Raw genomic sequence first — 24,692 nt, forward strand, 5'->3', positions numbered from 1 at the left:
ATTGCTTCTGGTGCTATTCAGAGATTTTGAGGTTTCAACAAGAACTATTTATCGTGATATTTAAATACTACTTTGCAGGATCGCTTGTTCGGTATTGCAATCCACGCCCAGCTCAGGGGCTATTGCCGATTGGTTGAAGAATTAGTCTGGACTAGGGATCGACTTGTCAATCTCTGCAAATGCAACCAAAAGGATAAAAAATTAAGAAAAGGATAAAAACCAGCACGATTCTTGTCTCGAAAGTATATATTGATATGACTCTATATGCCTTCTATCAACCAATCAACCTTGAAGGGTATGAGCTGTTTTGTGCTGCCCATTATATTCTAGCGAAAGCGTGTGATAATCCTGATGGATAATAAACTAGCAATCTTCATTCCCAACCTTATTAACTGGGACGGAGAGAAGCAAATCATCGGCGGTTTGGAAAGATACATGATTGCCTTGGCAGAAATCATGACAGAAATGGGTTATGACCTCTCATTCCATCAATTTGCCCATCATGATTTCAGCAATTACAGTTTGGATTGGCCGGTCTACGGATATCAAGCTGACTCCCGGGAACTTCATAAAACAATAGGACGAATGGAAAAGGCAACCAAGGGGAGAGTCTTATATTCTTCCATTGTTCAACAAACCTCTTATAGGCCGCACTCTATATGTATTTCCCATGGAGTTTGGTGGGAATTGCCCGGCTCTTCCCCTGGGCATGCCCAAAAATATTATGAAAATCATGTAGCCAAGGCCTTGGAACAAGCTGGTTTAATCATCTCCTGTGATTATAATTTTCTTAATGTAACTCGAGCCATCTATCCTCACTTGGCTGATCAAAAAATACGGGTGATTCCTAACTTTGCCGATTCCAAGTATTACTATCCGCGAAAGCCAAAGAATACTGACCATGTCCGCATTCTTTACCCGCGTAGGTTGTCTCCTGAACGGGGCTTCGGGATTTTGCAAGAGGTTATTCCAGCGTTATTAAGTAGGTTCTCTCAAGTGGAATTTGAGTTTGCCATCGACACCAATAAGCCAGAATACCTCGATCTTTTTTATCAGTGGAGAGAGAACCTGACGGGCAAGGAACGTATCCTCTTTTGCCATCCGGATTATCAGTCCATGCCGGCGGTTTATGCCGAGGCAGATATTGTTGTTATTCCCAGTATTTATTCTGAAGGAACAAGCTTTTCCTGTCTGGAAGCCATGGCCATGGGTAAAGCGGTAATCGCCACTGATGTTGGTGGTCTCACCAATCTCATTATCAACGGTTATAACGGACTTCTTATTCATCCGTCCAAAGAAAGTCTCTATCAGGCTCTTCTTTATCTGATTGAGAATTCGTCAGTTTGCACTCGTTTGGGAGAATATGCCTATACTACTTCCCAGGCTTTTAGCCGCCAGGTGTGGGACGCTCGCTGGCGACAATGTATTCAGAAGATTTATCCTTTATCCTGAGTGAACTTATTCAACCACTAGAATGGATCAAAGCAGGTGAAAGATATGCCTAAACTTACAGCAATGATAATTGTCCGCAATGAAGCAGATCGCTATTTAGGGCGCTGTTTGGAATCTTTGCTGACTTTCGTCGACAATATCATCATCATGGATGATGCCTCCGAGGACGATACTCCCGAGTTATGTCTTAGCTACCCTCGGGTTAAGCTCTATCGTCAACCACGCTCCATGTTTTTGACCGATGAGGCTAAGCTGCGCCGGGAATTATGGCAGTATACGCTGGAAAATAAACCAGAATGGATTTTAGCAATTGACGCTGACGAGTTTTTGGAAGAAAGCTCTTTGAATGAAATTCCTTATTTATTAAGGCAAAGGAATTTTAAGGCCATTGGGTTTCGCCTTTTTGACTGTTGGGGGAGTGAAGACTCTTTCCGAGTCGACGGCCTATGGAATCCCTGGCTGCGCGGTTTTTCCACCTATTTAGTTAAGTATCAGCCTGAATTAGAATCTGCCTGGCCATCCTTAAAATTTCACTGTGGACGTCTCCCCCTAGCTTACAGACAATTGATTCATTATGAAAGTGCAATTCGAATCAAACACTTGGGTTGGGCAAATCCGGCAAATATAACAGCAAAATACGAGCGGGCTATCAGTCAGGATCCCGCCAATAAATATATGGGACATGAACACTACGAAAGCATTCTTTGGCCAGCGGAAAAAATAAAAACTTATAAATGGCGGGAACACTTGTCTATTTAGATTCATATCTTATTGTAGATCAATTAGAGAAAAGGAGTTTTAAAAATGGCTTTTACAATAACCAGTACCAATAGCGGTAGCACTGCCGGAACAGCTGATGTAGCTTTAACTTTGAGTCCCGCAACTGCTTTGTTTTCCCCGGCTGCACTTGTTCCCGGGGAATCCTTGGGCTCGCCTCAGCTCTCAGTTACCAACTCCGGGGATGTAGATGCTTTCTATTTCATTTTTGCTGATTGGCAAGCTGATGGTACCACCAGTGCGGTTCAAGCCCAAATTTTAGCGGACCGTTTAAATATTGGTATTGCTCAAGGAACTACTGAACTTTATAATGGACCTGTCTCCGGGCTCATTGAGCAACCGACTGGCGGCCGAATTTTAGCAACCACTGACGAGGAACTGTTGACTTTTGTTGTTAGTTTACCAGCTACCAGTAGCAATATTGTCGAGGGTCTTGACCTCAGCGTAGACCTGGTATTTGTTTCCCAGGCTTCCCCAGTAAGTTAATAATTTGGCAACTAGTATTTTTAGGCGGGAAAACTAGATTTTCCTGATGTTGAACTGGCTGAACTCAGCCAGTTTTAACACTCGTAAAGCAGATTGCCATTAGAATGTAATAGAGGTGAGGTCAAGAAAAATGACGAAAAAAGTAGCTCTACTAACAACCAACTTTTTTCATCCCAAGAGTGAGCGAATTATTACGGGAGGAGCAGAGCGCTACCAGGTAGACTTCTGTCGCCTACTACGGGATATGGGTTTTAAGGTGGAAGTATGGCAAATGGGAGACAACTGGACAAAAGAATTTGATGGAATAAAGATACATGGGGTTCCTGCTAATAAGACTGAATATCATACTTTTCCTGAACTGAATATGGCCTTTTATGAAAACTCTATGGCTTTTGATTACTCGGTATATTTTATTCTATCCTTAGCCTATCCATTAGTTCACGAAAAGAGTATAGGTATCAGTCATGGTGTGTATTGGGATTGGCCTGGATTTGACACAACCACCGGAAAACAGGAAATCAAGCAAGAATGGTTAAGGAGAATGGGAATTTCACTGTCCGGACCGCAAAAGCTCGTGTCTGTAGACACCAATACTATCAATTATTTTAATGCTACCTTACCGAGTTTTTATAATAAATGGGAGTATATTCCCAATTATGTGGATACCGATCTCTTCTGTCCTCCTGAAGAGGATTTAACAAAGGATATGATACGTATTCTCTTTCCCCGCCGGATGGTTCCGGTACGTGGAATCAATGAAACAATGCGGGCTGCCGAGATATTAACAGAGAAATATCCCACAATCGAATTTCATTTTTGTGGAAGAGGTCATGATGACACCATAGAAATGCTGATGTCCCAATGGGCAGATAAACAGGAACGCTGTTATTACTATTGGAAGCCTTTTGAGATGATGCCTGAAATTTATCAGATGGCAGATATCGTCCTTATTCCTTCCCGTTCTACTGAAGGAACAAGTCTCGCCGCCTTGGAATCTATGGCCTGCGGCAAGCCTGTAATCGCCGGAATGGCTGGCGGATTGTCTGATCTTGTTATTGATGGCTACAATGGTTATCTTCTAAAACCTTCTGTCGAAAACCTGGTATCTAGTATTGAAGAGCTTATTAAGGATTCTAAGAAGAGAAGGCTAATGGGCGAAAGAGGACGGGAGATCGCTGTAAGTTTTAATAAAAAAAGATGGGACGAGAGATGGGCAAAGATTATCGCAGACGTGTTCAGGTGATATGTGAAAAAAAATAATATATTCATAAAAGCAGGTATTTACTATGAGTTTCACATCTCCGTGTGCAATAAATTATAATAATAAATTTCATGTTGAGGTATTAAAACCGTGGTTTGGCTTTACTACGGGTTTATTTGAAAATACACCGGTTGAAGGCGTTAGGCCAACAGCTAGTATCGCCATGAAAATTGACAACGATGATATTGTTGGAGCGTCAGTCCAGATTCTGGGGTATTATTTAAGTGGTACAACCAACGTGCTGTACGTTTTAGAGTTATTAGATTTGAGCCCCGGTGAAGTGATAACACGCGACTATTATGCTCAATTTGATGCTTTTAAGTTTCAGTTTGAACCTAGTTCGCAAGCTGTCGAAATCTCTGTCTGGGGTAAAGACTCGGCAGGAAATTTAGTTGCTGCACATCGTGTTTTACCTTCAGAACTTAAGTCACTAATTCCTCACTGATTATGACCTAGAAAGCACAAAGGAAGAAAGCCAATTCCTTGTGCTTAACGGGTATTTGATCAGTAGTGTACATAAGGATTACTTTTTATTCCTTTTACTTTAGCCCAGTTAGGAATGATGATAAAATTGAAAATCATAATCTCTCCAGCGAAGAAAATGAATTTTGACGGGGATTTCCTCCCGCCTCGCCAAGCCCCTGTCTACCTGGATAAAACCCAAAAATTAAAAGAATATCTCCAAAGCCTTACCTATGACGAACTGAAAAAATTGCTTTGTTGCAACGATGAAATTGCCAGGCTGAACTATGAACGCTATCAAAGACTGGATTTGTGGGGGTACACAAACCCAGCCATTTTAGCCTACGATGGCATTCAGTATAAGTACATGGCCCCGCAGGTATTTGAGGGAGACTATTATGACTACATTGAAGATCGTCTGCGAATTTTATCTGGATTTTATGGGATATTGAAACCTTTTGATGGAGTTGTACCCTACCGCTTAGAAATGCAGGCAAAGCTGAAAACAGCCGTCTGTCACAATCTATATGAATTTTGGCAAGACGACATCTACCGGGACTTAACCCTGAATGATACCACGATTTTGAATCTTGCTTCGGCTGAATACAGTAAAACTGTTGCGAAATACCTAACTGCCGACGTCAATTATGTTAGCTGTAAATTTGGCGAGCTGATCGGTGGTAAAGTTATCGAAAAAGGAGTTTATGTGAAAATGGCTCGCGGTGAAATGGTGCGTTTCATGGCAGAAAACGCTGTTGATGATTTGGCTGAAATCAAAGAGTTTAATAGACTTGGTTTCGAGTATAAGGATGAGTTATCGGATAAGAATACATTTGTCTTTGTGAAGGTTACAAGTAAATTTAAATAATGGAACATGTGTCTAAGAAAATTTGAAATCAACCCTTATCGTTTTGACGGTGAGGGTTGTTATTTTTTGTGAGAATGACACCAAGCGAGTCGTAAAGGCGTAACTTAACGCAGCTTGAACATAACAAATTTTGAACAAGTTTAATAGAATATATGAAAAAAAGAATATACAAATCAATATAAGGAGAATTGTCAATGGCAGAATTAAGTACCGGATTGATTGAAAATACCCCAGTTGGTGGTATGCGACCAACTGTGACCTTTACAGTAAAATTTTCTAATGATGATAGTACATCAGCAGAAATTTCAATATTGGGGTATTACGTGACAGGAATAACAAAGACATTGTATGTACAGGAGGATTTCGTATTAGGAGCTGGAGAAGTAACCGACAGAAACTATTTTGCAAATTTAAATTCATTTGTGTTTCAGTTTACAACAAGTTCAGACGCAGTGGAAATATCGGCATGGGGTAAAGATGTTGATGGAAACCTGGTGGCACCACATCGTGTGTTACCAGCAGAGTTATATCAAATTGGCTCCGAAGATATATCAGGGGCGACGGGAGCCACAGGAGCTACTGGCGATGTTGGGGCAACTGGTGCAACTGGAGCTACGGGTGATGTTGGGGCGACAGGGGCGACAGGGGCAACTGGGGCTACAGGGGATGTTGGGGCAACCGGGTCAACTGGAGCCACAGGTGATGTTGGGGCGACGGGTGCAACTGGAGCCACGGGTGATGTTGGGGCAACAGGTGAAACTGGGGCCACGGGTGATGTTGGCGCAACAGGTGAAACTGGGGCCACGGGTGATGTTGGAGCAACCGGGGCAACTGGAGCTACGGGAGATGTTGGCGCAACCGGATCAACAGGAGCCACGGGTGATGTTGGATCAACAGGGGCAACTGGGGTCACAGGTGATGTTGGATCAACAGGGGCAACTGGAGCTACGGGAGATGTTGGCGCAACCGGATCAACAGGAGCCACGGGTGATGTTGGATCAACAGGGGCAACTGGGGTCACAGGTGATGTTGGAGCAACAGGGGCAACTGGAGCCACAGGTGATGTTGGGGCGACGGGCGCAACTGGGGCCACGGGTGATGTTGGAGCAACAGGTGCAACTGGGGCCACCGGCGATGTTGGGGCAACCGGATCAACAGGAGCTACCGGCGATGTTGGGGCGACAGGGGCAACTGGAGCCACAGGTGATGTTGGGGCGACAGGGGCAACTGGAGCTACTGGCGATGTTGGGGCAACTGGTGCAACTGGAGCCACGGGTGATGTTGGGGCAACCGGATCAACAGGAGCTACTGGTGATGTTGGATCAACGGGTGCAACTGGAGCCACAGGTGATGTTGGATCAACAGGTGCAACTGGAGCCACAGGCGATGTTGGAGCAACAGGTGCAACTGGAGCTACAGGTGATGTTGGATCAACAGGATCAACAGGAGCTACAGGTGATGTTGGAGCAACAGGTGCAACTGGAGCTACGGGTGATGTTGGAGCAACAGGTGCAACTGGAGCCACAGGTGATGTTGGATCAACAGGTGCAACTGGAGCCACAGGCGATGTTGGAGCAACAGGTGCAACTGGAGCTACAGGTGATGTTGGATCAACAGGATCAACAGGAGCTACAGGTGATGTTGGAGCAACAGGTGCAACTGGAGCTACGGGTGATGTTGGAGCAACAGGTGCAACTGGAGCCACAGGCGATGTTGGAGCAACAGGTGCAACTGGAGCCACAGGTGATGTTGGATCAACAGGGGCAACTGGAGCCACCGGCGATGTTGGCGCAACGGGTGCAACTGGAGCTACAGGTGATGTTGGATCAACAGGTGCAACTGGAGCCACAGGTGATGTTGGATCAACGGGTGCAACTGGGGCCACGGGTGATGTTGGATCAACAGGGGCAACTGGAGCCACGGGTGATGTTGGATCAACAGGGGCAACTGGAGCCACGGGTGATGTTGGGGCGACGGGTGCAACTGGAGCTACAGGTGATGTTGGATCAACAGGATCAACAGGAGCTACAGGTGATGTTGGAGCAACAGGTGCAACTGGAGCTACGGGTGATGTTGGAGCAACAGGTGCAACTGGAGCTACGGGCGATGTTGGAGCAACAGGTGCAACTGGGGTCACAGGTGATGTTGGATCAACAGGTGCAACTGGAGCCACGGGTGATGTTGGATCAACAGGTGCAACTGGAGCCACGGGTGATGTTGGAGCAACAGGTGCAACTGGAGCCACCGGTGATGTTGGGGCAACCGGATCAACAGGAGCCACTGGCGATGTTGGCGCAACAGGTGCAACTGGAGCCACGGGTGATGTTGGATCAACAGGGGCAACTGGAGCCACAGGTGATGTTGGCGCAACTGGTGCAACTGGAGCTACAGGGGACGTTGGCGCAACTGGGGCAACAGGTGAAACTGGAGCTACGGGTGATGTTGGCGCAACCGGGTCAACTGGGGCCACGGGTGATGTTGGAGCAACAGGTGCAACAGGAGCCACCGGCGATGTTGGCGCAACGGGTGCAACTGGAGCCACGGGTGATGTTGGATCAACAGGTGCAACTGGGGCCACGGGTGATGTTGGATCAACAGGTGCAACTGGGGCCACGGGTGATGTTGGATCAACAGGGGCAACTGGAGCCACGGGTGATGTTGGATCAACAGGATCAACAGGAGCTACTGGTGATGTTGGCGCAACAGGGGCAACTGGGGCCACGGGTGATGTTGGAGCAACAGGGGCAACTGGAGCCACCGGCGATGTTGGCGCAACGGGTGCAACTGGAGCCACCGGTGATGTTGGGGCAACCGGGTCAACTGGGGCCACGGGTGATGTTGGAGCAACAGGTGCAACTGGAGCTACGGGTGATGTTGGAGCAACAGGGGCAACTGGAGCCACGGGTGATGTTGGAGCAACAGGTGCAACTGGAGCTACGGGTGATGTTGGATCAACAGGTGCAACTGGAGCTACAGGTGATGTTGGCGCAACCGGGTCAACTGGGGCTACAGGGGACGTTGGGGCAACTGGAGCTACTGGCGATGTTGGATCAACGGGTGCAACTGGAGCCACAGGTGATGTTGGATCAACGGGTGCAACTGGGGCCACGGGTGATGTTGGAGCAACAGGTGCAACTGGAGCCACGGGTGATGTTGGGGCAACCGGATCAACAGGAGCCACGGGTGATGTTGGACCAACAGGGGCAACTGGAGCCACAGGTGATGTTGGATCAACAGGTGCAACTGGGGCCACGGGTGATGTAGGAGCAACAGGTGCAACTGGAGCCACGGGTGATGTTGGGGCGACGGGTGCAACTGGGGCCACGGGTGATGTTGGATCAACAGGTGCAACTGGAGCCACAGGCGATGTTGGAGCAACAGGGGCAACTGGAGCTACAGGTGATGTTGGCGCAACCGGATCAACAGGAGCTACAGGTGATGTTGGAGCAACAGGTGCAACTGGAGCTACGGGTGATGTTGGAGCAACAGGTGCAACTGGAGCCACGGGTGATGTTGGAGCAACAGGTGCAACTGGAGCCACGGGTGATGTTGGAGCAACAGGTGCAACTGGAGCTACGGGTGATGTTGGAGCAACAGGTGCAACTGGAGCTACGGGTGATGTTGGAGCAACAGGTGCAACTGGAGCCACAGGCGATGTTGGAGCAACAGGTGCAACTGGAGCCACAGGTGATGTTGGATCAACAGGGGCAACTGGAGCCACCGGCGATGTTGGCGCAACGGGTGCAACTGGAGCTACAGGTGATGTTGGATCAACAGGGGCAACTGGGGCTACAGGTGATGTTGGCGCAACGGGTGCAACAGGAGCCACGGGTGATGTTGGATCAACAGGGGCAACTGGAGCTACCGGTGATGTTGGGGCAACCGGGTCAACTGGGGCTACAGGGGACGTTGGGGCAACAGGGGCAACTGGAGCTACAGGTGATGTTGGATCAACAGGATCAACAGGAGCTACAGGTGATGTTGGAGCAACAGGTGCAACTGGAGCTACGGGTGATGTTGGAGCAACAGGTGCAACTGGGGCCACGGGTGATGTTGGAGCAACAGGTGCAACTGGAGCCACGGGTGATGTTGGAGCAACAGGTGCAACTGGAGCCACGGGTGATGTTGGAGCAACAGGTGCAACTGGAGCCACAGGTGATGTTGGATCAACAGGTGCAACTGGAGCTACCGGCGATGTTGGGGCAACCGGATCAACAGGAGCTACTGGCGATGTTGGCGCAACAGGTGAAACTGGAGCTACGGGTGATGTTGGATCAACAGGGGCAACTGGAGCCACAGGTGATGTTGGGGCAACTGGTGCAACTGGAGCTACGGGTGATGTTGGATCAACAGGGGCAACAGGAGCTACCGGCGATGTTGGAGCAACAGGTGCAACTGGGGTCACAGGTGATGTTGGATCAACGGGTGCAACTGGGGCCACGGGTGATGTTGGGGCGACAGGGGCAACTGGAGCTACGGGTGATGTTGGATCAACAGGGGCAACTGGAGCCACCGGTGATGTTGGGGCGACGGGTGCAACTGGAGCCACGGGTGATGTTGGGGCGACAGGGGCAACTGGAGCTACCGGGGATGTTGGGGCAACCGGATCAACAGGAGCCACTGGTGATGTTGGATCAACAGGCGCAACAGGAGCTACCGGCGATGTTGGAGCAACAGGTGCAACTGGGGTCACAGGTGATGTTGGATCAACAGGTGCAACTGGAGCCACGGGTGATGTTGGATCAACGGGTGCAACTGGAGCCACGGGTGATGTTGGGGCAACAGGTGAAACTGGAGCCACAGGTGATGTTGGATCAACAGGGGCAACTGGAGCCACGGGTGATGTTGGCGCAACAGGGGCAACTGGGGCTACAGGGGACGTTGGGGCGACGGGCGCAACTGGGGCCACGGGTGATGTTGGCGCAACAGGTGCAACTGGGGCCACCGGCGATGTTGGGGCAACCGGATCAACAGGAGCTACCGGCGATGTTGGGGCGACAGGGGCAACTGGAGCCACGGGTGATGTTGGAGCAACAGGTGCAACTGGAGCTACAGGTGATGTTGGCGCAACAGGGGCAACAGGAGCCACGGGTGATGTTGGATCAACAGGATCAACAGGAGCTACCGGCGATGTTGGGGCAACAGGATCAACAGGAGCTACTGGTGATGTTGGAGCAACAGGTGCAACTGGAGCCACGGGTGATGTTGGATCAACAGGTGCAACTGGGGCCACGGGTGATGTTGGATCAACAGGGGCAACTGGAGCCACCGGCGATGTTGGCGCAACCGGATCAACAGGAGCCACGGGTGATGTTGGGGCAACCGGATCAACAGGAGCTACAGGTGATGTTGGCGCAACGGGTGCAACTGGAGCTACAGGTGATGTTGGATCAACAGGGGCAACTGGGGCTACAGGTGATGTTGGCACAACAGGTGAAACTGGGGCTACAGGGGACGTTGGGGCGACGGGCGCAACTGGAGCTACAGGTGATGTTGGCGCAACCGGATCAACAGGTGCAACTGGAGCCACGGGTGATGTTGGAGCAACAGGTGCAACTGGGGCCACCGGCGATGTTGGGGCAACCGGATCAACAGGAGCTACCGGCGATGTTGGGGCGACAGGGGCAACTGGAGCCACAGGTGATGTTGGATCAACAGGGGCAACTGGAGCCACGGGTGATGTTGGCGCAACAGGGGCAACTGGGGCTACAGGGGACGTTGGGGCGACGGGCGCAACTGGGGCCACGGGTGATGTTGGCGCAACAGGTGCAACTGGGGCCACCGGCGATGTTGGGGCAACCGGATCAACAGGAGCTACCGGCGATGTTGGGGCGACAGGGGCAACTGGAGCCACAGGTGATGTTGGGGCGACAGGGGCAACTGGAGCTACTGGCGATGTTGGGGCAACTGGTGCAACTGGAGCCACGGGTGATGTTGGGGCAACCGGATCAACAGGAGCCACGGGTGATGTTGGATCAACAGGGGCAACTGGAGCCACAGGTGATGTTGGATCAACAGGTGCAACTGGGGCCACGGGTGATGTAGGAGCAACAGGTGCAACTGGAGCCACGGGTGATGTTGGGGCAACAGGGGCCACTGGGGTCACAGGTGATGTTGGATCAACAGGGGCCACTGGAGCTACTGGCGATGTTGGGGCAACTGGTGCAACTGGAGCTACCGGCGATGTTGGGGCAACTGGTGCAACTGGAGCTACCGGCGATGTTGGGGCGACAGGGGCAACTGGGGCCACCGGCGATGTTGGCGCAACAGGTGCAACTGGGGCTACTGGGACACCACAATTAGCGTTCAATAATAATACTGGTCCTATTAGTGTCTTTCCGCCGTTAAACACCGAAGTTACTGTGGCGAGTGTCACGCAAAGTGTTATAATAAACCAACGACTCAAAATTGATTATGCATTAGGAGTAGATTTTGTAGTAACGTCAAACTGGGCATTTGTTTTTGAAGTTAGATTGTATAGAGATGCAACATTAATTAATACCAGGACTTCAAATAGATCTGCCCAAACTGCTGGCTCCCAAAGATTTCCCTTATCGAGCACCTATGTGGATACAGCACCTGCTACTAGTGCTAGTTCAACCTACAGTGTTCGAGTCATCGTAACGACTGCTACTAATGTTACTTCAGCAGCTACGGGTAATAGTATTACTCTGAACATCATCACATTCACGTAAAAAACATTAGCCTTCGATTCAAATGCGACCCTAAAGGGTCGCATTTGTACTATTCAGCGTATCCAATTTCAAAGGAAGGATATGACATTCACTTGTCGAAATGATCTGATAATCAAGAGAATGGAGGAGGTTGCCATGAAAAAAGAAACCATCCGAGGATTAAACGGTTACGATATCCCGTGCGTGAACAATTTAAGTGGTGGGGAGAGGAGGATCGTTATCATTAGCCATGGACTCGGCAGCAGCAAGGAAAGTCCGACGGCTAAGTCTATGGCGGCAGCACTGTCGGAACACAGCATTGGGAGTTTCAGCTTTGATTTTCCCGCCCATGGCGACAGTCCTGTGGACGGCGAGCTGCTTAGGATACCCAACTGTCTGAACGACCTTTCTGCGGTAGAAGCCCATGTGCGTGTGCTCGGTACCAAGGCGGATATCGCCTACTTCTCATCCAGCTTCGGAGCATACATCAATCTGATCTATCTGGCGACACGCACCCCTCTGGGCAAGAAATCTTTCTTACGCTGTGCGGCAGTGGATATGCCGGGGCTGTTTCGGAACAGTACTTCCCCGGAGCAGTATACTCAGCTAAAGGAGCAGGGCTACATTATACCGGACTTTGACTACATTCGCCCTCTGAAGTTCACCAGGGAATTCTATGCCGACTTAGAGGAACATGATGTGTTCAAACTCTGCCGGCGGGAAATGGCGCTGATAGAGATGATCCACGGTGACGCCGACGAGACAGCCTCAGTGGTGGACGTGCGGCGTTTTGCACAGCAGTTCGGAGCAAGGTTAACTGAAGTCAAAGGTGCCGATCATCGTATTATGACTCCGGGCGGCTTGAAGCAGGTCATCGAGACTGCGGTACGGTTTTTCACAGCAAAAGAAGGCTAAGTCTATCAAATTTTCTGCGAATCCACCTGTAAGATCAACTGCGAACGAGGAGAAGAATATGAAATTCAGTTTAATGAGCTATGAAGGTGTTTGCCTCCATATTCCTGTTCAAAAATATGGGAGGAACGCCAAAGGCCTTTAGATTTGCTGAAAAAATGCTGGGGTGGGGAGGGGAGACTCGGGTGAAGATATTTCCGAATTGACCGAGCTTTTACCAGAAAAAGTGGCGGACATGAAAGATCAATTATTTTCCCATACTCAATAGGTAGAGTCCAATTCTTGCAATGAATGATTAGAATCCGGCAGTTTTGATGACTAATTCTCAAAACTGCCGGATTTACAAACTCGTGGATGAGATGGGATGGGATGGTCACACTATAGAGCAAAACCTACGTGATAAGATGACTATTGAGGACACTTGCCATAATTGAATCCCTATCCCTGCACCCAGGCATCCTGTTCATACCCTCGTTGACCCCAATAGCCAATATGATCTTCTTCAATTAACTCAATCCGATTCAGCCATTTGACAGATTTATAAGCATACATCTGAGGAACTATTAATCTAACCGGACCACCCAGGTCCTTCGGAATGGGCTGGCCATCGTGCAGCACCGCTACTATGATGTCGTCCATATCAGCTTGCTGCAAAGTAAGCGAGTCCGTATACACGCCATCCCCGGAGTAGAGCTTGACCACCCTCGCCTCTGCCTTAACTGCAGCTTTCGCCAACAGTTCTTTAAGAGGGATGCCTTCCCAGGTATTGTTATATACCGACCAGCCTGTAACGCAGTGAAAATTGCTGACTTGCACAGAACGCTTGAGGGCGACAAACTCCTCCCAATTCCAGGTTATTGGTTTTTCTACCAATCCATTAAGTGTAAAAAACCAGTTATCATTGGTAAAGTAGGGAAGCCTGGTGACTGAATAGCTGCGAAAGGAACCACTGGCTCCTCCGCCAACCGGTGGAGACGAATCTGCTGATGGTTGAGGAACCGGCAGCAGCCGGTTAGCTTCCTCTTCATTTTCCGCCCGGTCTGGCCCTGACCCGAGGTCACCGATCCACTTGATCAGAGCAGGGGCAACTGAAATGGCCAAGCCAGCACCGATGACGGTGCGAAGGAAGTCTTTACGGGTGTAGAACCGTCCGTAACCCTCGCTTTGATGCTGCCGGAGGTTCTTAAGCCGGCCGAGCTTTATTAAAGAATGATAAAGGATCAAGGGAAGCCCAATCCAAATTAACACATCATGAACCAGCAGGGCTGCATTGGAAACCGCCGGCCCCATAGCTTGGAACTGCCACAAAAGAACTCCCGAGCTAAACCAGCCTATAATTAACCATAGAACAACAATAATATGCAAACGCTGCCAAGGCTTACCCTTAAGCATCTGCCAGTGTCTGGCTGCTGACCCCAAGTAAGCTAGCCCCGGAAGAATTGAGACCAAGCCGATAATGATATGCAGCCACTTGATCCAGATCTTAGCTTCCCCCAGCAGCTCTTTCCAGGAACTGCTGAATAGCAAGAGCCCGGAAAATACCAACAACGCTACGAGCAAGGCGTTCCAATGATGGAGTAAAGCCAGCCTTTTAGCGAAGCCATTGACCTTTTCTTGGCACCCATTAGACATTCACCCAATTCCTCCTCTCAATTAGTCCCCTTTGGGCAACGTGAACCAAAAGCAGCTTCCGCTTCCCGGTCGACTAATCACTCCGATTTCTCCGCCTTGCTGTAGAACCAGGGATTTTGCAATTGCCAGCCCTAACCCCGATCCGCCCTCTGAACGGCTGCGAGAAGGATCAAGCCTGTAAAAGCGTTCAAATATCTGTTCTTTTGCTTGCTCAGGAACCCCTTTTCCTTGGTCAGTAACACTAACCCGAACAAAACCCTTTGCTACATCATCTACTTCGATGCCGATAATTCCATTTCTGGGAGAATGCCGGATAGCATTCTCTAACAGATTCTGGATAATTCGTTGAACCTGCTGCGGAACCATCTGACAGCGCAGGAATTGTTCAGGTAACTTCACCTGGAGGTCAAGGGCCTTGTCCTCCAGCAACTTGGCAAAGCGGGGAAGCAGTTCTATCAGCACATCATCTAAAAGTGCCGACACAGCTTCCTGAGATCGTTCCTCAGCATCCAGTATCGACAACTCAAAAAGATCCTGAATCAAAGTTCCCAGTCTCAGTGATTCGCTTCGGATGGTTGCCAGATAGCGCCGGAAGGTTTCCTCATCCTCTACTATTCCATCCTCTAATGCTTCCACATAAGACTGCACAGAGGCCAAGGGAGTCCGCAAATCATGAGCCAAATTAGCCACTAATTCTCGCCTTGACTTTTCCGAGGCTTTCACTTGGCGAAAACTCTCTTCCAGCTTAGTCCCCATAAGATTAAATTGTTCAGCCAATACTTTCAGTTCAACCGGTCCGACCACGGGCACCCGGGTGCGCAATGCTCCCGAGGCGAATTCGGCGGTTGCAGTCCCAATTCTCAGAACCGCACTGACTACCGGGCGCATAACAAAAAAATGAAGCCCTGCCGAAACACACCCCGCAGCAATAGCTGCTATAGAGAGCATAAGCAATTGCTGAGAAGAGAGCAGCATGTAACTATAAAAAACAAACAGCACCGAAACGATTGCCGCGATGCTGATTAAGTTGGCAAGTACCAGATAATTATTTAGTTTCATGAGGATTCTTTCCCATCCAGTTTATATCCGATACCCCAGACTGTTTTAATCCAGCGGGGTTGAGACGGATCCAACTCAAGCTTTTCTCTCAATCGTCTGACCAGCACAGTTACAGTGGTTGTATCTCCATTATAATCTGTATGCCAAATTCGTTTTAACAATTGGCTGCGGGAAAAGACTTGCCCGCAATGACATGCCAACAAAAAGAGAAGATCAAACTCCTTGGCAGTCAAATCCACCTCAGATCCTGCTGCCTTTACTCGCCGCTGGGATGGGAAAATGGATAGACCATCGAAATGCAGGGCCTCCTGAGCCTCTCTCGGTACCATGGCTTTGTGAGGACTTTGAGCCGGCGACACCCGCCGTAAAATATTTTTGACTCGCAGCACCAGTTCACGCGGACTGAAAGGCTTCGTCATATAATCATCCGCGCCCATACTTAGCCCAAGCAGTCGATCTGGTTCCTCTCCCCGTGCGGTCAGCAGGATGACGGGTGTCTCTCCGGCCTCCCGCACCTTTTCGCATACCTCCCAGCCATCGAGACCGGGCATCATAAGATCGAGCACCAACAGATCAGGAGATTGTTCCTTCCAAAGCCGTAAAGCTTCTTCTCCGTCATGTGCCACCCAAACCACATAACCTTCTCGTTCTAAGTAACGACGGCATACATCGGTGATATTTTGTTCATCATCAGCAACCAGGATGCACGCAGTCATTGGTTTTCCTCCTTGACCGGTTCTATGTCTAAAGCAACGTTAAGATGTTCTTAAGCTTTTATTATACTGTTAGTTATCAAATCATGGCAACTGGAGAAAAAAACTCACATCTGTAACTTTCTACATCTTATCAGTTGCCATGCCATCCTCCATAGGATCTTTGCTATCGTTCATTACATCGTTGTCGTCCATCATGGTATCTTTCCCGTCATTCATTGCATCCTTGTCATCCATCATGGTGTCCTTCCCGGCGTTCATTGCATTCTTATCATCCATCATAGTGTTTTGATCCTGCTTCATTTCCGTATTCTGTACCGTGCTTTCGTTACCCATTTTTTGCTTGTCGCTTCCACACCCGGTTAGCGGGAATGCCAAGGCGGCTGCCAACATAAATATTGCTGCTTGTTTTTTCATTGAATCTTCCTCCTCTGAGTTTCTTGACTACCTGCACAGTTTAACAGAGAAGGATTACTGTTCGAGAACGGTTTCCTCACAAAAACCTTAACTTAATATTACAAAAGTGTATCATTCGCTGCTAATACTAATTTTCTTCTAAAATATGGATATCGTTAAACTGCATAATTACTCAGTCAAGTCATAAGCAAACTAACTAATTCCATCGTATATACGCTTATTAGTATAAGGTTATCTTGAAACCCTCAATAATAAAGGACATAAGAAAGAATAGCAATCAATTTGTATCCTTTCTTATGTCCTTTTGTTAAATGTGTCACTGGCTCTGTTATTGTTCGGTGAACCGGTTGGAGATGCGAGGAGTAAACTAAAATAATCTGTCAGGCGCTTTTGAAAATGGATCCAGCAAAAGCAATTATTAAGAGACGCCAAAATGCTTTCCTCGATATTCAGAGGGGGTAAGACCCTCTGATTTTTTGAAAATCGCCGAGAAGTAGCTGCTGGAATTAAAACCGGTGGCAATGGCAATTTGATCTATTGTATCTGCAGACCGACGCAATTGATGTTTGGCTTTTTTCAGACGCACTTGGGTCAGGTAATCCGTAAAACCGACACCGGTGTTCTTGTTAAAGATCCTACTCAGATAAGCCGGACTGAGATGGACATGTTTCGCAACCATGTTGAGGGAGATATTCTCAGCATAGTTGTGGTCAATGTACTCCATGGCTTTGCGGATGAGCGTGAGCCCTTGGTTATGTTGCTGAATGGCTGAACCCAATAACCTAATGCACTTTTCTAACATTCCAGCCCCCCAAGCCTCTAGAGTCGAATGAGAGGTAATATGGGATAAGTTTTGCACGAGATCATACTCTGTAGAAGTCACCTCCCCAGGATCAGCACCTGCCGATAAGGCAGCCTGAAGGACGATGACCATAAGCCGCAAACCGAAAGAATAAAGCAAGGCGGTGGAGGGAAGAGGTTCAACTTCAGCTAGCTTGGCAAAAATCAGGGCTAATTGCCGCTTTCCTTCTCCAAGATCACCGACTTTAACCAGTTCCTCTAGATTTGTAAAGTCCATGGCCGGACCGGGCTGAAATTTTTGGCGGGAAAGCCTGTTTAGAGCCTGTCTTACAGCCTCAATGAGTAGTTGAGGCAGAATTGGCTTAAGCAAATAGTCTGTGGCTTGGGCTTTAATTGCTTTTTGAGAATAGGAAAACTTTCCGTAGGCGGTTAAGATGATCACCTCGGTAGATGGGTAAAAGGACTTAATTTGTTTAGTGGCCTCAATCCCGTCAATTCCGGGCATTTTGATATCCATAATGACCAGATCAGGTTGAAGGAGATGGACTTTTTCTAAAGCATCTCGTCCATTGACAGCCTCATGGATTGTAGCAATAGGCAGGTCAGAATTTTGTAAAGTTAACCACAAAATCTTGCGCTCTAATTCCTCATCATCAACCAACAATACTTTATACATTCTCTTATCATCCTCAAAAGATTTATAACCCTGGTGGTTAAGACAATTATACTTTTTTTCTTTAGCAATGAATACGTTTAGAATTATAAGATCTTTATATAAAATGTAAAAATATTAATAAAGTTATGCAAACAATCTGACAATATTTTTTTGTTTTTGAGCAACGATTTGATCTGGTAGGCAAACCTAATTATGAGATGATAAGAGCATAAACAGCCACCAGTTGAAAGGAGCGCAAATGCAAATGATTATCGGGGTACCGAAAGAAATCAAGAACAATGAAAATCGTGTAGCTCTCACTCCCGCAGGTGTTGTAGCCTTGGGCAAAGCCGGTCATCAAGTAGTCGTTGAAACGAAGGCGGGTGTTGGCAGCGGGATAAGGGATGAAGAATACATAGCTGCCGGTGCCGATATCCTGGCGACTCCGGCAGAGGTATATGCCCGTGCCGACATGATTATGAAAGTTAAAGAACCTTTGGCTTCAGAATATGAACTGTTCAAAGATGGTCAGCTATTGTTTACTTATTTGCATCTTGCGCCTGAACCAGCCTTGACAGCTGCCTTACTCAAAAAAAATGTCGTTGGAATTGCCTACGAAACGGTTCAGCCTGCTGACGGCAGCTTGCCTCTCTTGATCCCCATGAGTGAGGTAGCTGGCCGAATGTCAATTCAAATTGGTGCGCAATTCTTAGAAAAACAGTATGGTGGTGCGGGAATACTCTTAGGTGGAGTACCGGGAGTTTCCCCTGCTAAAGTTACCATCGTTGGTGGTGGGATCGTTGGTATCAATGCTGCTAAAATGGCTATTGGTTTCGGCGCGGAGGTAACCATCCTGGATGTCAGTAATAGCCGGCTCCGCTATCTGGATGATATCTTTGGTTCACGGATCAAAACCTTGATGTCTAACAGCTATAATATTCAGCAGGCAGTAGAACAGGCCGATCTCTTGGTTGGAGCTGTACTGATCCCCGGCGCAAAAGCCCCGAAACTCGTAACCGAGGAAATGGTTCGAGGAATGAAACCAGGATCAGTGATTGTTGATGTGGCCATTGATCAAGGGGGAAGCGTGGAAACCATTGATCATGTGACTACCCATGCGGAGCCAACCTATGAAAAGTATGGAGTAATACACTATAGTGTGGCTAACATGCCCGGTGCCGTGGCTCGTACCTCTACCTTTGCTTTGACGAATGCAACACTGCCCTATGCCCTTAAATTGGCCAATCTGGGGTACGCGGAGGCTATCAGAACGGATCTCGCTTTAGCTCGCGGTGTTAATGTTATCCATGGCAAACTCACTTATAAAGCAGTTGCCGAAGCTCTCAATCATGAGTACACACCGTTAGGTAGGGTGACCGATGTTCCCTCGGGTTTTTGAGGCAATTAAGAATTAAAGCCAAGATTTGATATGCTCCCCTTGTGGTCAATGTCATTAAGTTAAGGCCTGAAAAACACAACCATCCAGATAAAGATGGTTGTGTTTTTCTTATACATACAGGTGGGCATATAAAATTTATCAATTGTAAAAAAACACTTGACAAATAAATAAAAATCTAAGGCTTCGCCTTGAAAATGAGGACATTTTTAAGGAGGCCTTCTAAAATGAAAAAGATAGCATATCCAGAGCGGGTACGAACTGCGCTGCACCAAGCGATACGCTCAATCACAGCAGATTTACCGACTTGCGTGAAACGACCAGGGCAAGACTTTTCACGCGAACGCAAATTATCACTGCATACTATGCTGCTTATGCTTGTAGGCATGGGAGGCAATAGCCTTTCAAAAGAATTATATGATTGGCTGGCTATTCGTCAGAGACTGCAACCGCCTCAGCATTTGTCTAACAGAGAGACAAAATTCGTCCAGAAGCACTGAAACTACTATTTCACGAATTTACAAGGTTAGCAGTATCGAAGAATTCATTACAAGACTACAGGCTGCTCGCTGTTGACGGTTCGGATTTGAGACTTCCGTCAAATTCAAATGATGGATTCTCCTCCATCAGGAACAGCGAAGATAGCAAAAATTACAATCTTTTGCATTTGGATGCTATGTATGACCTGATGGGCAAGGTTTATGTCGATGCATCCGTGCAACCCAAGAAAGGCATGAATGAGCATAAAGCCTTAGTATCCATGGTAGACCAGTCTGAAATCAGTGGAACTGTAATTGCAATCATGGATCGTGGATATGAATTCAACAATATCGCTCATTTTCAGGAGAAATCATGGTACTATATCATCCGGGCGAAAGAATCCTATGGGATTATATCAAGGCTTTCTCTACCAAATTGCCCGGAATACGATGAAGAAATCACGTTAACCCTCACCCGGCACCAAACCAAGGAACGTTATCGCTTCTAAAAGCATACCCTCATCGGTATCGATGGATACAGCCACATACGACATTTGACTTCATTAAACCGAAAGATTCCAAGTTTTATGATTTACATTTTCGTGCCGTTCGCGTCGCTATTGCTGATGGTGTGTATAAAACGGTTTATACAAATCTCAATGCCGAAGATTTTCCGCCGGAGAAAATAAAACAGCTCTATAATCTGCGCTGGGGAATTGAGACATCTTTTAAGGAACTTAAATATGCTGTGGGTTTGGCGAGTCTGCACAGCAAAAAGAAGATTGCAAGAGATTTTTGCCAGACCAATTCTATACAATTACTCTTCCATTATCATGCACCACATCAGTATTCCTGAAGATTTGCGAGTAAATTTTCCAGTGGTTTTAAATATATGCCGTCAATTTTTGAGAGAGGTAATTCCAGCGGTCCAAGTTCTTAAACTGATAGGTAAGCACCTTTCCCCAATACGCCCTGACCGACAATTTCCTAGATTTCAAAATTCGATTTCAGCAGTAGGGTTCCAGTACAGAATTATTTGAGATTTAACATGTGTGATAGGACTTTTACAGATGCTTTTCGGGCATCTGCATTTGTGTTGCTCAAAATTCAAAAACACCCGTGTTTTCTATGTTATACCGTGTATACGACAACCCCAGCGGTATCACTTTTCTACCGCTGAGGTTTCTCATGAGCTTAACTTAATGACATTGCCCTTGTGGTAGACAGTTTGAAAAATAAAACTATTTATTTCAAGGAGGAGCTTTTTATGTCCCATAAATCAAAGATACCAGAATCAGAAAAGATAGTAGCTATTAAAAACATCTTCGGGTGAGGATTCACTTAATGCATAGGGCAAGGATTTCATGAACAGATGTAACAATCAAGAACCGTGCTGATAACCCCCTCAAGGAGGGGCTATCAGCACGGTATTGTCTTTGAGCTGGCGACACCCACTTAAACATTTTAAACCATTGGTTGGAGCAACAAGACAAGGATAGACATATTGTATAAATGGACATGTTTAGAATGGAGGAATAAAATGATTGCTCAATATATTCAATGGTGTGTAACTGTAATCCAGAATGCGGCTATTAGAGCAAGGCAAAGAAATAGGAGATTTAACCGTGATATTTTAATTGGAACATCACCAGAAACCTCATCTCTATATAAGACCGATTCCGTTTATAATGATATTGAATTAATTTTATTGCTAAAATCCTTACCCAAAATTGAATCTCAAGTTTTGTATTGTACCCTTATGCTGAATTTAACTCAAAAGGAAATATCGGAATACTTCAATATTAGCCAACAACAGGTAAGTCGAATTAAAGGGAAAGCCTTAAATTTGCTTCGAGAAGAGGCAGTTTAAATGGACTATGATCAATTAGACTTTGAGACTTTATGGGAACTTTTAAAGCAAAATGACGAACAAGCATTAGTACAAGTTTTAATCCGCTTTGACTCTTTAATTAAATCTAAATCCAGAGTTAATGGACGGATTAATGAAGATATTGCCCAAGATATCCGTGAGGCCTTTGTCAAAGCTCTCAAAAAGAAAATTAGAGAATAATTCTCGAGTTATGCGTAAAAAAAGCATTTATAGTCTTTATATAGTATGTGAGAACAAAATAGGCAATAAAGTTCTCATAAAAAATATTTTGAAAGGTGATTAAAATGAGCGTATCAAGTTTTCTTGCGCAAAACATTCAGGGGTACAACGTTACTGACTTGGCAAAGTGGGTCTCGTATCAAAGTTGGATTAGCGAAAATTTTGGTCAACTTACACCAGCGCTAATATTGATACAATGGGGATTGGAAAGTGGGTGGGGTGGTGAAGACATTAGTTTATACTACAACCCAGCAAACCAAGCTTCAGGGTGTGGTGTGGGTGCTGTTTGTGATCATCAACCAAATGGGCTTGCTGCCTTCTGCACCATTAAAGATGGAGTAAAGGCATATTCAGCGTTGATCATTAAAGGTTATCCTCACGTTATGTGGGCCTTTAGTGATAATGGTAATGGTACCAATGGACTGAAAGCGGCTGCTGGGGCTTTAGGTCAAGGTTACTACTCCGGTTACAACGGAGGAACAATAACCTTTTGCGGTGGATCTTACACCTTAACCTCTTCAAGCGGTGCTCGTATTTGGGCAACGAGTAAGTATGGTAGTCCAGCGGGTGCTGATATTATTAGTACGTTCAACGCCAATTCAAATTTACAAGCTTTGAATACTATAGTTAAAACTAATCCTTTACCAAAATTTTAACTATAGTAAAAAATAATTGGTTCGTGTAAAACTTGGGATTTGGGGAGCGTCGCATCGCTACTTTTTAATTAGTGAGCGAATGCCCCCCTTTTGTTTCGGGCAAGAAATTTGTTTATTATTTTTGGGAACTTCAATTGTCGTATTTTCTCACCTAAGGTTTAAAATAAACCTTTTTGGTTAGAATTCCTTAGTTTGACCTTTTAGAGGTTTTTACCAAGGTTTCTCTATTCATCGTGAAATATAAAAAAACAATGTGAATCTGTAGTTCAAGAAGGAATTTGGAAGAAAATGAAGAACTCCCCTAATGTGTAACGGTTACCAATTTGTTCCGAGATGATGAGAGTGAATCATTATCATACGATCCTGTTGCTCCTTGGTCATCTGATAGCCTTCAATAGACTCAACCACAGTATCCGCTTTTTCTTCAGGTATTTTTTGAGTAGGGATGAACAGTGTTCTGGGTCAAAGATATCTGTGGAAAATCAAGTAGTCGGTGATGGATGAGGTTGATTTGCCAAACATGTCAGAGACGACAGCATCAAGAGCTACATTGAAAACAGTGAAAGCATTTTGAAAACGATTCTTTTCACTGCTTTTGCAGGACACCAGTTTGTTGCGGTATCGGGTGTACTCACGAAGAATCCGTATTGGTTTTTAAGGAATATAGCTTCCTTGAACTAAGCCAAGACGAAATAACAAAATAGGTCACCAATCCATTTAGAATCCTCCAAGAGATAATAGATGAGAGTCCGTCATTTCACTGTGGACTCAATGTAAATATCAAAGCAGTTATTATCAATTACCCACTGCAATTGCAGGATTGCTTTATTGAAGGTAGAGAATCTTTTCTTTGAATACTAGGGAGTAATTCCTTTTGATTTGATTTGTGTGGCGACGAGAAATGTTTTATGTACATCGGACACCACAGCAAATAGAATAAACAACTGATTTATAGTATAACCTTCCCTCAAAAATAAGATAGCATTTTGGTGAAAGTCGCACACCATTCTTCATGACTATTTGTGCCGCCTGCGACAGCGGCGGAATGGAGATTAACATGACTTTTTTAAATAAAAAAAGAGCTATTCTGGCCACTGTACTGATAATTGGCATGATATCGCTGTCAGGCTGCGGATTCACTTTTGGGCAAGACACAAAAACCAGTCATTCTGATACACCAGTAATGAATAAAATAAGCGAGCCTAAGGAATTGACGAAAACAGATTTGAGCGTTGGTAAGTTGTTCATCGGCCAAACTTTGGAAAGCGTCCGGAAGGAGTTTGGAGAACCGACAATAATGAGTATATTACATGGTAATGGTGCACCTCAATGGGAGTATTCCAGTCAGGGACTTACAGTCGGAGGTGACCCTGTGTTTTTGATTATCGTTACTAATAAAAGCACAGGCATTACTCCGCGTGGAATACAAATTGGGAGCAGCGAGGAAGATGTCCAGCAAGCTTATCCCAATGCTAAAAGGGTGCAATACAATACACAGCTGTTCGTTGAATCGGAGGATAAACAATACACTATGGCCTTCTTCTTTTCGGAAGGTACCGTGACGGACATCATTCTGACCAATGAAATGCCTTAATTAAGCGCAAACGCATGCTCTGTCCACATTCATAGGCACGCGAACTTAAAGTACAAGTATGGGAATAGGCACTTTTGGTGTAGAGTACATTACATGGGTACAAGGAGGGAACAAAAAGGCATAGAACTGCATATCCTCAAACAATTACAACAGGATATCGCGGCAGATCAGTTAATCATCAAAGAGTTTGTTGACCCATTTAAAGGTGAGTAAATAGAAAAGAGCAAGAAAAAATAGTCCCACAGACTCCCTTTAGAGGTAGTACGGTGCGTAGTACGGTTGGCGGAA

Annotated in this window: 21 protein-coding genes and 1 pseudogene; 17 read left to right on the top strand and 5 right to left on the bottom strand. The window is 46.5% G+C overall.

Features of this window, described 5'->3' with window-relative positions:
- The first annotated feature begins 351 nt into the window (after positions 1–351).
- The 8 genes from DESMER_RS11150 to DESMER_RS11185 all read left to right on the top strand — a co-directional run bounded on the left by DESMER_RS11150 (position 352) and on the right by DESMER_RS11185 (position 12,895).
- Complete coding sequence (locus DESMER_RS11150; protein WP_014903154.1) at positions 352–1,452, top strand: glycosyltransferase family 4 protein; 1,101 nt, start codon at positions 352–354, stop codon at positions 1,450–1,452.
- 45 nt (positions 1,453–1,497) lie between these two features.
- Positions 1,498–2,211, top strand: a complete 714-nt coding sequence (locus DESMER_RS11155; protein ID WP_014903155.1) for a glycosyltransferase family 2 protein — start codon at positions 1,498–1,500, stop codon at positions 2,209–2,211.
- Positions 2,212–2,256: 45 nt separating this feature from the next.
- Positions 2,257–2,715, top strand: a complete 459-nt coding sequence (locus DESMER_RS11160) for a hypothetical protein (protein WP_014903156.1) — start codon at positions 2,257–2,259, stop codon at positions 2,713–2,715.
- Positions 2,716–2,845: 130 nt separating this feature from the next.
- Positions 2,846–3,958, top strand: coding sequence for a glycosyltransferase family 4 protein (locus tag DESMER_RS11165; RefSeq protein WP_014903157.1), 1,113 nt, complete (start codon positions 2,846–2,848; stop codon positions 3,956–3,958).
- A gap of 43 nt (positions 3,959–4,001) precedes the next feature.
- Entirely contained in the window at positions 4,002–4,421 is a 420-nt protein-coding gene (locus DESMER_RS11170) for a hypothetical protein (RefSeq protein ID WP_014903158.1), read from the top strand.
- A gap of 126 nt (positions 4,422–4,547) precedes the next feature.
- Entirely contained in the window at positions 4,548–5,306 is a 759-nt protein-coding gene (yaaA, locus tag DESMER_RS11175) for a peroxide stress protein YaaA (RefSeq protein ID WP_014903159.1), read from the top strand.
- A 194-nt stretch (positions 5,307–5,500) separates the two neighbouring features.
- Entirely contained in the window at positions 5,501–12,001 is a 6,501-nt protein-coding gene (locus DESMER_RS24165; protein WP_014903160.1) for a collagen-like triple helix repeat-containing protein, read from the top strand.
- Positions 12,002–12,136: 135 nt separating this feature from the next.
- The gene (locus DESMER_RS11185) at positions 12,137–12,895 is read left to right on the top strand and encodes an alpha/beta hydrolase (RefSeq protein ID WP_014903161.1); all 759 of its coding nucleotides are present in this window, start codon (positions 12,137–12,139) and stop codon (positions 12,893–12,895) included.
- Positions 12,896–13,330: 435 nt separating this feature from the next.
- Here the strand turns inward: DESMER_RS11185 and DESMER_RS11190 are convergent, their stop codons facing one another.
- From DESMER_RS11190 to DESMER_RS11210, 5 genes are all read right to left on the bottom strand, one after another.
- The gene (locus tag DESMER_RS11190; protein WP_014903162.1) at positions 13,331–14,524 is read right to left on the bottom strand and encodes a molybdopterin-dependent oxidoreductase; all 1,194 of its coding nucleotides are present in this window, start codon (positions 14,522–14,524) and stop codon (positions 13,331–13,333) included.
- Positions 14,525–14,545: 21 nt separating this feature from the next.
- Positions 14,546–15,583: a sensor histidine kinase gene (locus tag DESMER_RS11195; protein WP_014903163.1), complete on the bottom strand. Its 1,038-nt coding sequence runs from the start codon at positions 15,581–15,583 to the stop codon at positions 14,546–14,548.
- A complete protein-coding gene (locus DESMER_RS11200; protein ID WP_014903164.1) occupies positions 15,580–16,299 on the bottom strand; it encodes a response regulator transcription factor in 720 nt (239 codons plus the stop codon). The genes DESMER_RS11195 and DESMER_RS11200 overlap by 4 nt, the downstream gene beginning before the upstream one ends.
- Before the next feature lie 120 nt (positions 16,300–16,419).
- Positions 16,420–16,713, bottom strand: a complete 294-nt coding sequence (locus DESMER_RS11205; protein ID WP_014903165.1) for a hypothetical protein — start codon at positions 16,711–16,713, stop codon at positions 16,420–16,422.
- Positions 16,714–17,131: 418 nt separating this feature from the next.
- Entirely contained in the window at positions 17,132–18,190 is a 1,059-nt protein-coding gene (locus DESMER_RS11210) for a response regulator transcription factor (protein ID WP_014903166.1), read from the bottom strand.
- Positions 18,191–18,434: 244 nt separating this feature from the next.
- Between DESMER_RS11210 and ald the strand changes: the two genes are divergently transcribed.
- From ald to DESMER_RS24445, 9 genes and pseudogenes are all read left to right on the top strand, one after another.
- On the top strand, positions 18,435–19,568 hold the full coding sequence (gene ald, locus DESMER_RS11215; RefSeq protein WP_042333695.1) for an alanine dehydrogenase: 1,134 nt from the start codon (positions 18,435–18,437) through the stop codon (positions 19,566–19,568).
- 224 nt (positions 19,569–19,792) lie between these two features.
- The gene (locus tag DESMER_RS24430; RefSeq protein ID WP_242830978.1) at positions 19,793–20,065 is read left to right on the top strand and encodes a hypothetical protein; all 273 of its coding nucleotides are present in this window, start codon (positions 19,793–19,795) and stop codon (positions 20,063–20,065) included.
- Positions 20,066–20,151: 86 nt separating this feature from the next.
- On the top strand, positions 20,152–20,553 hold the full coding sequence (locus DESMER_RS24710) for a transposase (protein WP_282432989.1): 402 nt from the start codon (positions 20,152–20,154) through the stop codon (positions 20,551–20,553).
- Positions 20,554–20,675: 122 nt separating this feature from the next.
- A complete protein-coding gene (locus DESMER_RS24715) occupies positions 20,676–20,900 on the top strand; it encodes a transposase (protein ID WP_282432990.1) in 225 nt (74 codons plus the stop codon).
- A gap of 684 nt (positions 20,901–21,584) precedes the next feature.
- Positions 21,585–21,914 (top strand): sigma factor-like helix-turn-helix DNA-binding protein, encoded by a 330-nt coding sequence (locus DESMER_RS11225; protein ID WP_042333697.1) that lies wholly within the window; start codon positions 21,585–21,587, stop codon positions 21,912–21,914.
- A complete protein-coding gene (locus tag DESMER_RS11230; RefSeq protein WP_014903168.1) occupies positions 21,915–22,115 on the top strand; it encodes a helix-turn-helix domain-containing protein in 201 nt (66 codons plus the stop codon).
- Between the two features lie 104 nt (positions 22,116–22,219).
- The gene (locus tag DESMER_RS11235) at positions 22,220–22,810 is read left to right on the top strand and encodes a glucosaminidase domain-containing protein (RefSeq protein ID WP_014903169.1); all 591 of its coding nucleotides are present in this window, start codon (positions 22,220–22,222) and stop codon (positions 22,808–22,810) included.
- Positions 22,811–23,867: 1,057 nt separating this feature from the next.
- Positions 23,868–24,404, top strand: coding sequence for a hypothetical protein (locus DESMER_RS11240; RefSeq protein WP_014903170.1), 537 nt, complete (start codon positions 23,868–23,870; stop codon positions 24,402–24,404).
- A 33-nt stretch (positions 24,405–24,437) separates the two neighbouring features.
- A pseudogene (locus DESMER_RS24445) lies at positions 24,438–24,617 on the top strand (IS200/IS605 family transposase); the annotation flags it as partial.
- Between the last annotated feature and the right edge of the window lie 75 nt (positions 24,618–24,692).

The organism is Desulfosporosinus meridiei DSM 13257 (assembly GCF_000231385.2).
GTDB lineage: Bacteria > Bacillota > Desulfitobacteriia > Desulfitobacteriales > Desulfitobacteriaceae > Desulfosporosinus > Desulfosporosinus meridiei.

What these genes read in the sequence shown, in the direction of transcription:
- DESMER_RS11150 (WP_014903154.1), top strand. Translation starts at nt 352, where the DNA reads ATGGATAATAAACTAGCAATCTTCATTCCCAACCTTATTAACTGGGAC.
- DESMER_RS11155 (WP_014903155.1), top strand. Translation starts at nt 1,498, where the DNA reads ATGCCTAAACTTACAGCAATGATAATTGTCCGCAATGAAGCAGATCGC.
- DESMER_RS11160 (WP_014903156.1), top strand. Translation starts at nt 2,257, where the DNA reads ATGGCTTTTACAATAACCAGTACCAATAGCGGTAGCACTGCCGGAACA.
- DESMER_RS11165 (WP_014903157.1), top strand. Translation starts at nt 2,846, where the DNA reads ATGACGAAAAAAGTAGCTCTACTAACAACCAACTTTTTTCATCCCAAG.
- DESMER_RS11170 (WP_014903158.1), top strand. Translation starts at nt 4,002, where the DNA reads ATGAGTTTCACATCTCCGTGTGCAATAAATTATAATAATAAATTTCAT.
- DESMER_RS24165 (WP_014903160.1), top strand. Translation starts at nt 5,501, where the DNA reads ATGGCAGAATTAAGTACCGGATTGATTGAAAATACCCCAGTTGGTGGT.
- DESMER_RS11185 (WP_014903161.1), top strand. Translation starts at nt 12,137, where the DNA reads ATGAAAAAAGAAACCATCCGAGGATTAAACGGTTACGATATCCCGTGC.
- DESMER_RS11190 (WP_014903162.1), bottom strand. Translation starts at nt 14,524, where the DNA reads ATGTCTAATGGGTGCCAAGAAAAGGTCAATGGCTTCGCTAAAAGGCTG.
- DESMER_RS11195 (WP_014903163.1), bottom strand. Translation starts at nt 15,583, where the DNA reads ATGAAACTAAATAATTATCTGGTACTTGCCAACTTAATCAGCATCGCG.
- DESMER_RS11200 (WP_014903164.1), bottom strand. Translation starts at nt 16,299, where the DNA reads ATGACTGCGTGCATCCTGGTTGCTGATGATGAACAAAATATCACCGAT.
- DESMER_RS11205 (WP_014903165.1), bottom strand. Translation starts at nt 16,713, where the DNA reads ATGAAAAAACAAGCAGCAATATTTATGTTGGCAGCCGCCTTGGCATTC.
- DESMER_RS11210 (WP_014903166.1), bottom strand. Translation starts at nt 18,190, where the DNA reads ATGTATAAAGTATTGTTGGTTGATGATGAGGAATTAGAGCGCAAGATT.
- ald (WP_042333695.1), top strand. Translation starts at nt 18,435, where the DNA reads ATGATTATCGGGGTACCGAAAGAAATCAAGAACAATGAAAATCGTGTA.
- DESMER_RS24430 (WP_242830978.1), top strand. Translation starts at nt 19,793, where the DNA reads ATGAAAAAGATAGCATATCCAGAGCGGGTACGAACTGCGCTGCACCAA.
- DESMER_RS11225 (WP_042333697.1), top strand. Translation starts at nt 21,585, where the DNA reads ATGATTGCTCAATATATTCAATGGTGTGTAACTGTAATCCAGAATGCG.
- DESMER_RS11230 (WP_014903168.1), top strand. Translation starts at nt 21,915, where the DNA reads ATGGACTATGATCAATTAGACTTTGAGACTTTATGGGAACTTTTAAAG.
- DESMER_RS11235 (WP_014903169.1), top strand. Translation starts at nt 22,220, where the DNA reads ATGAGCGTATCAAGTTTTCTTGCGCAAAACATTCAGGGGTACAACGTT.
- DESMER_RS11240 (WP_014903170.1), top strand. Translation starts at nt 23,868, where the DNA reads ATGACTTTTTTAAATAAAAAAAGAGCTATTCTGGCCACTGTACTGATA.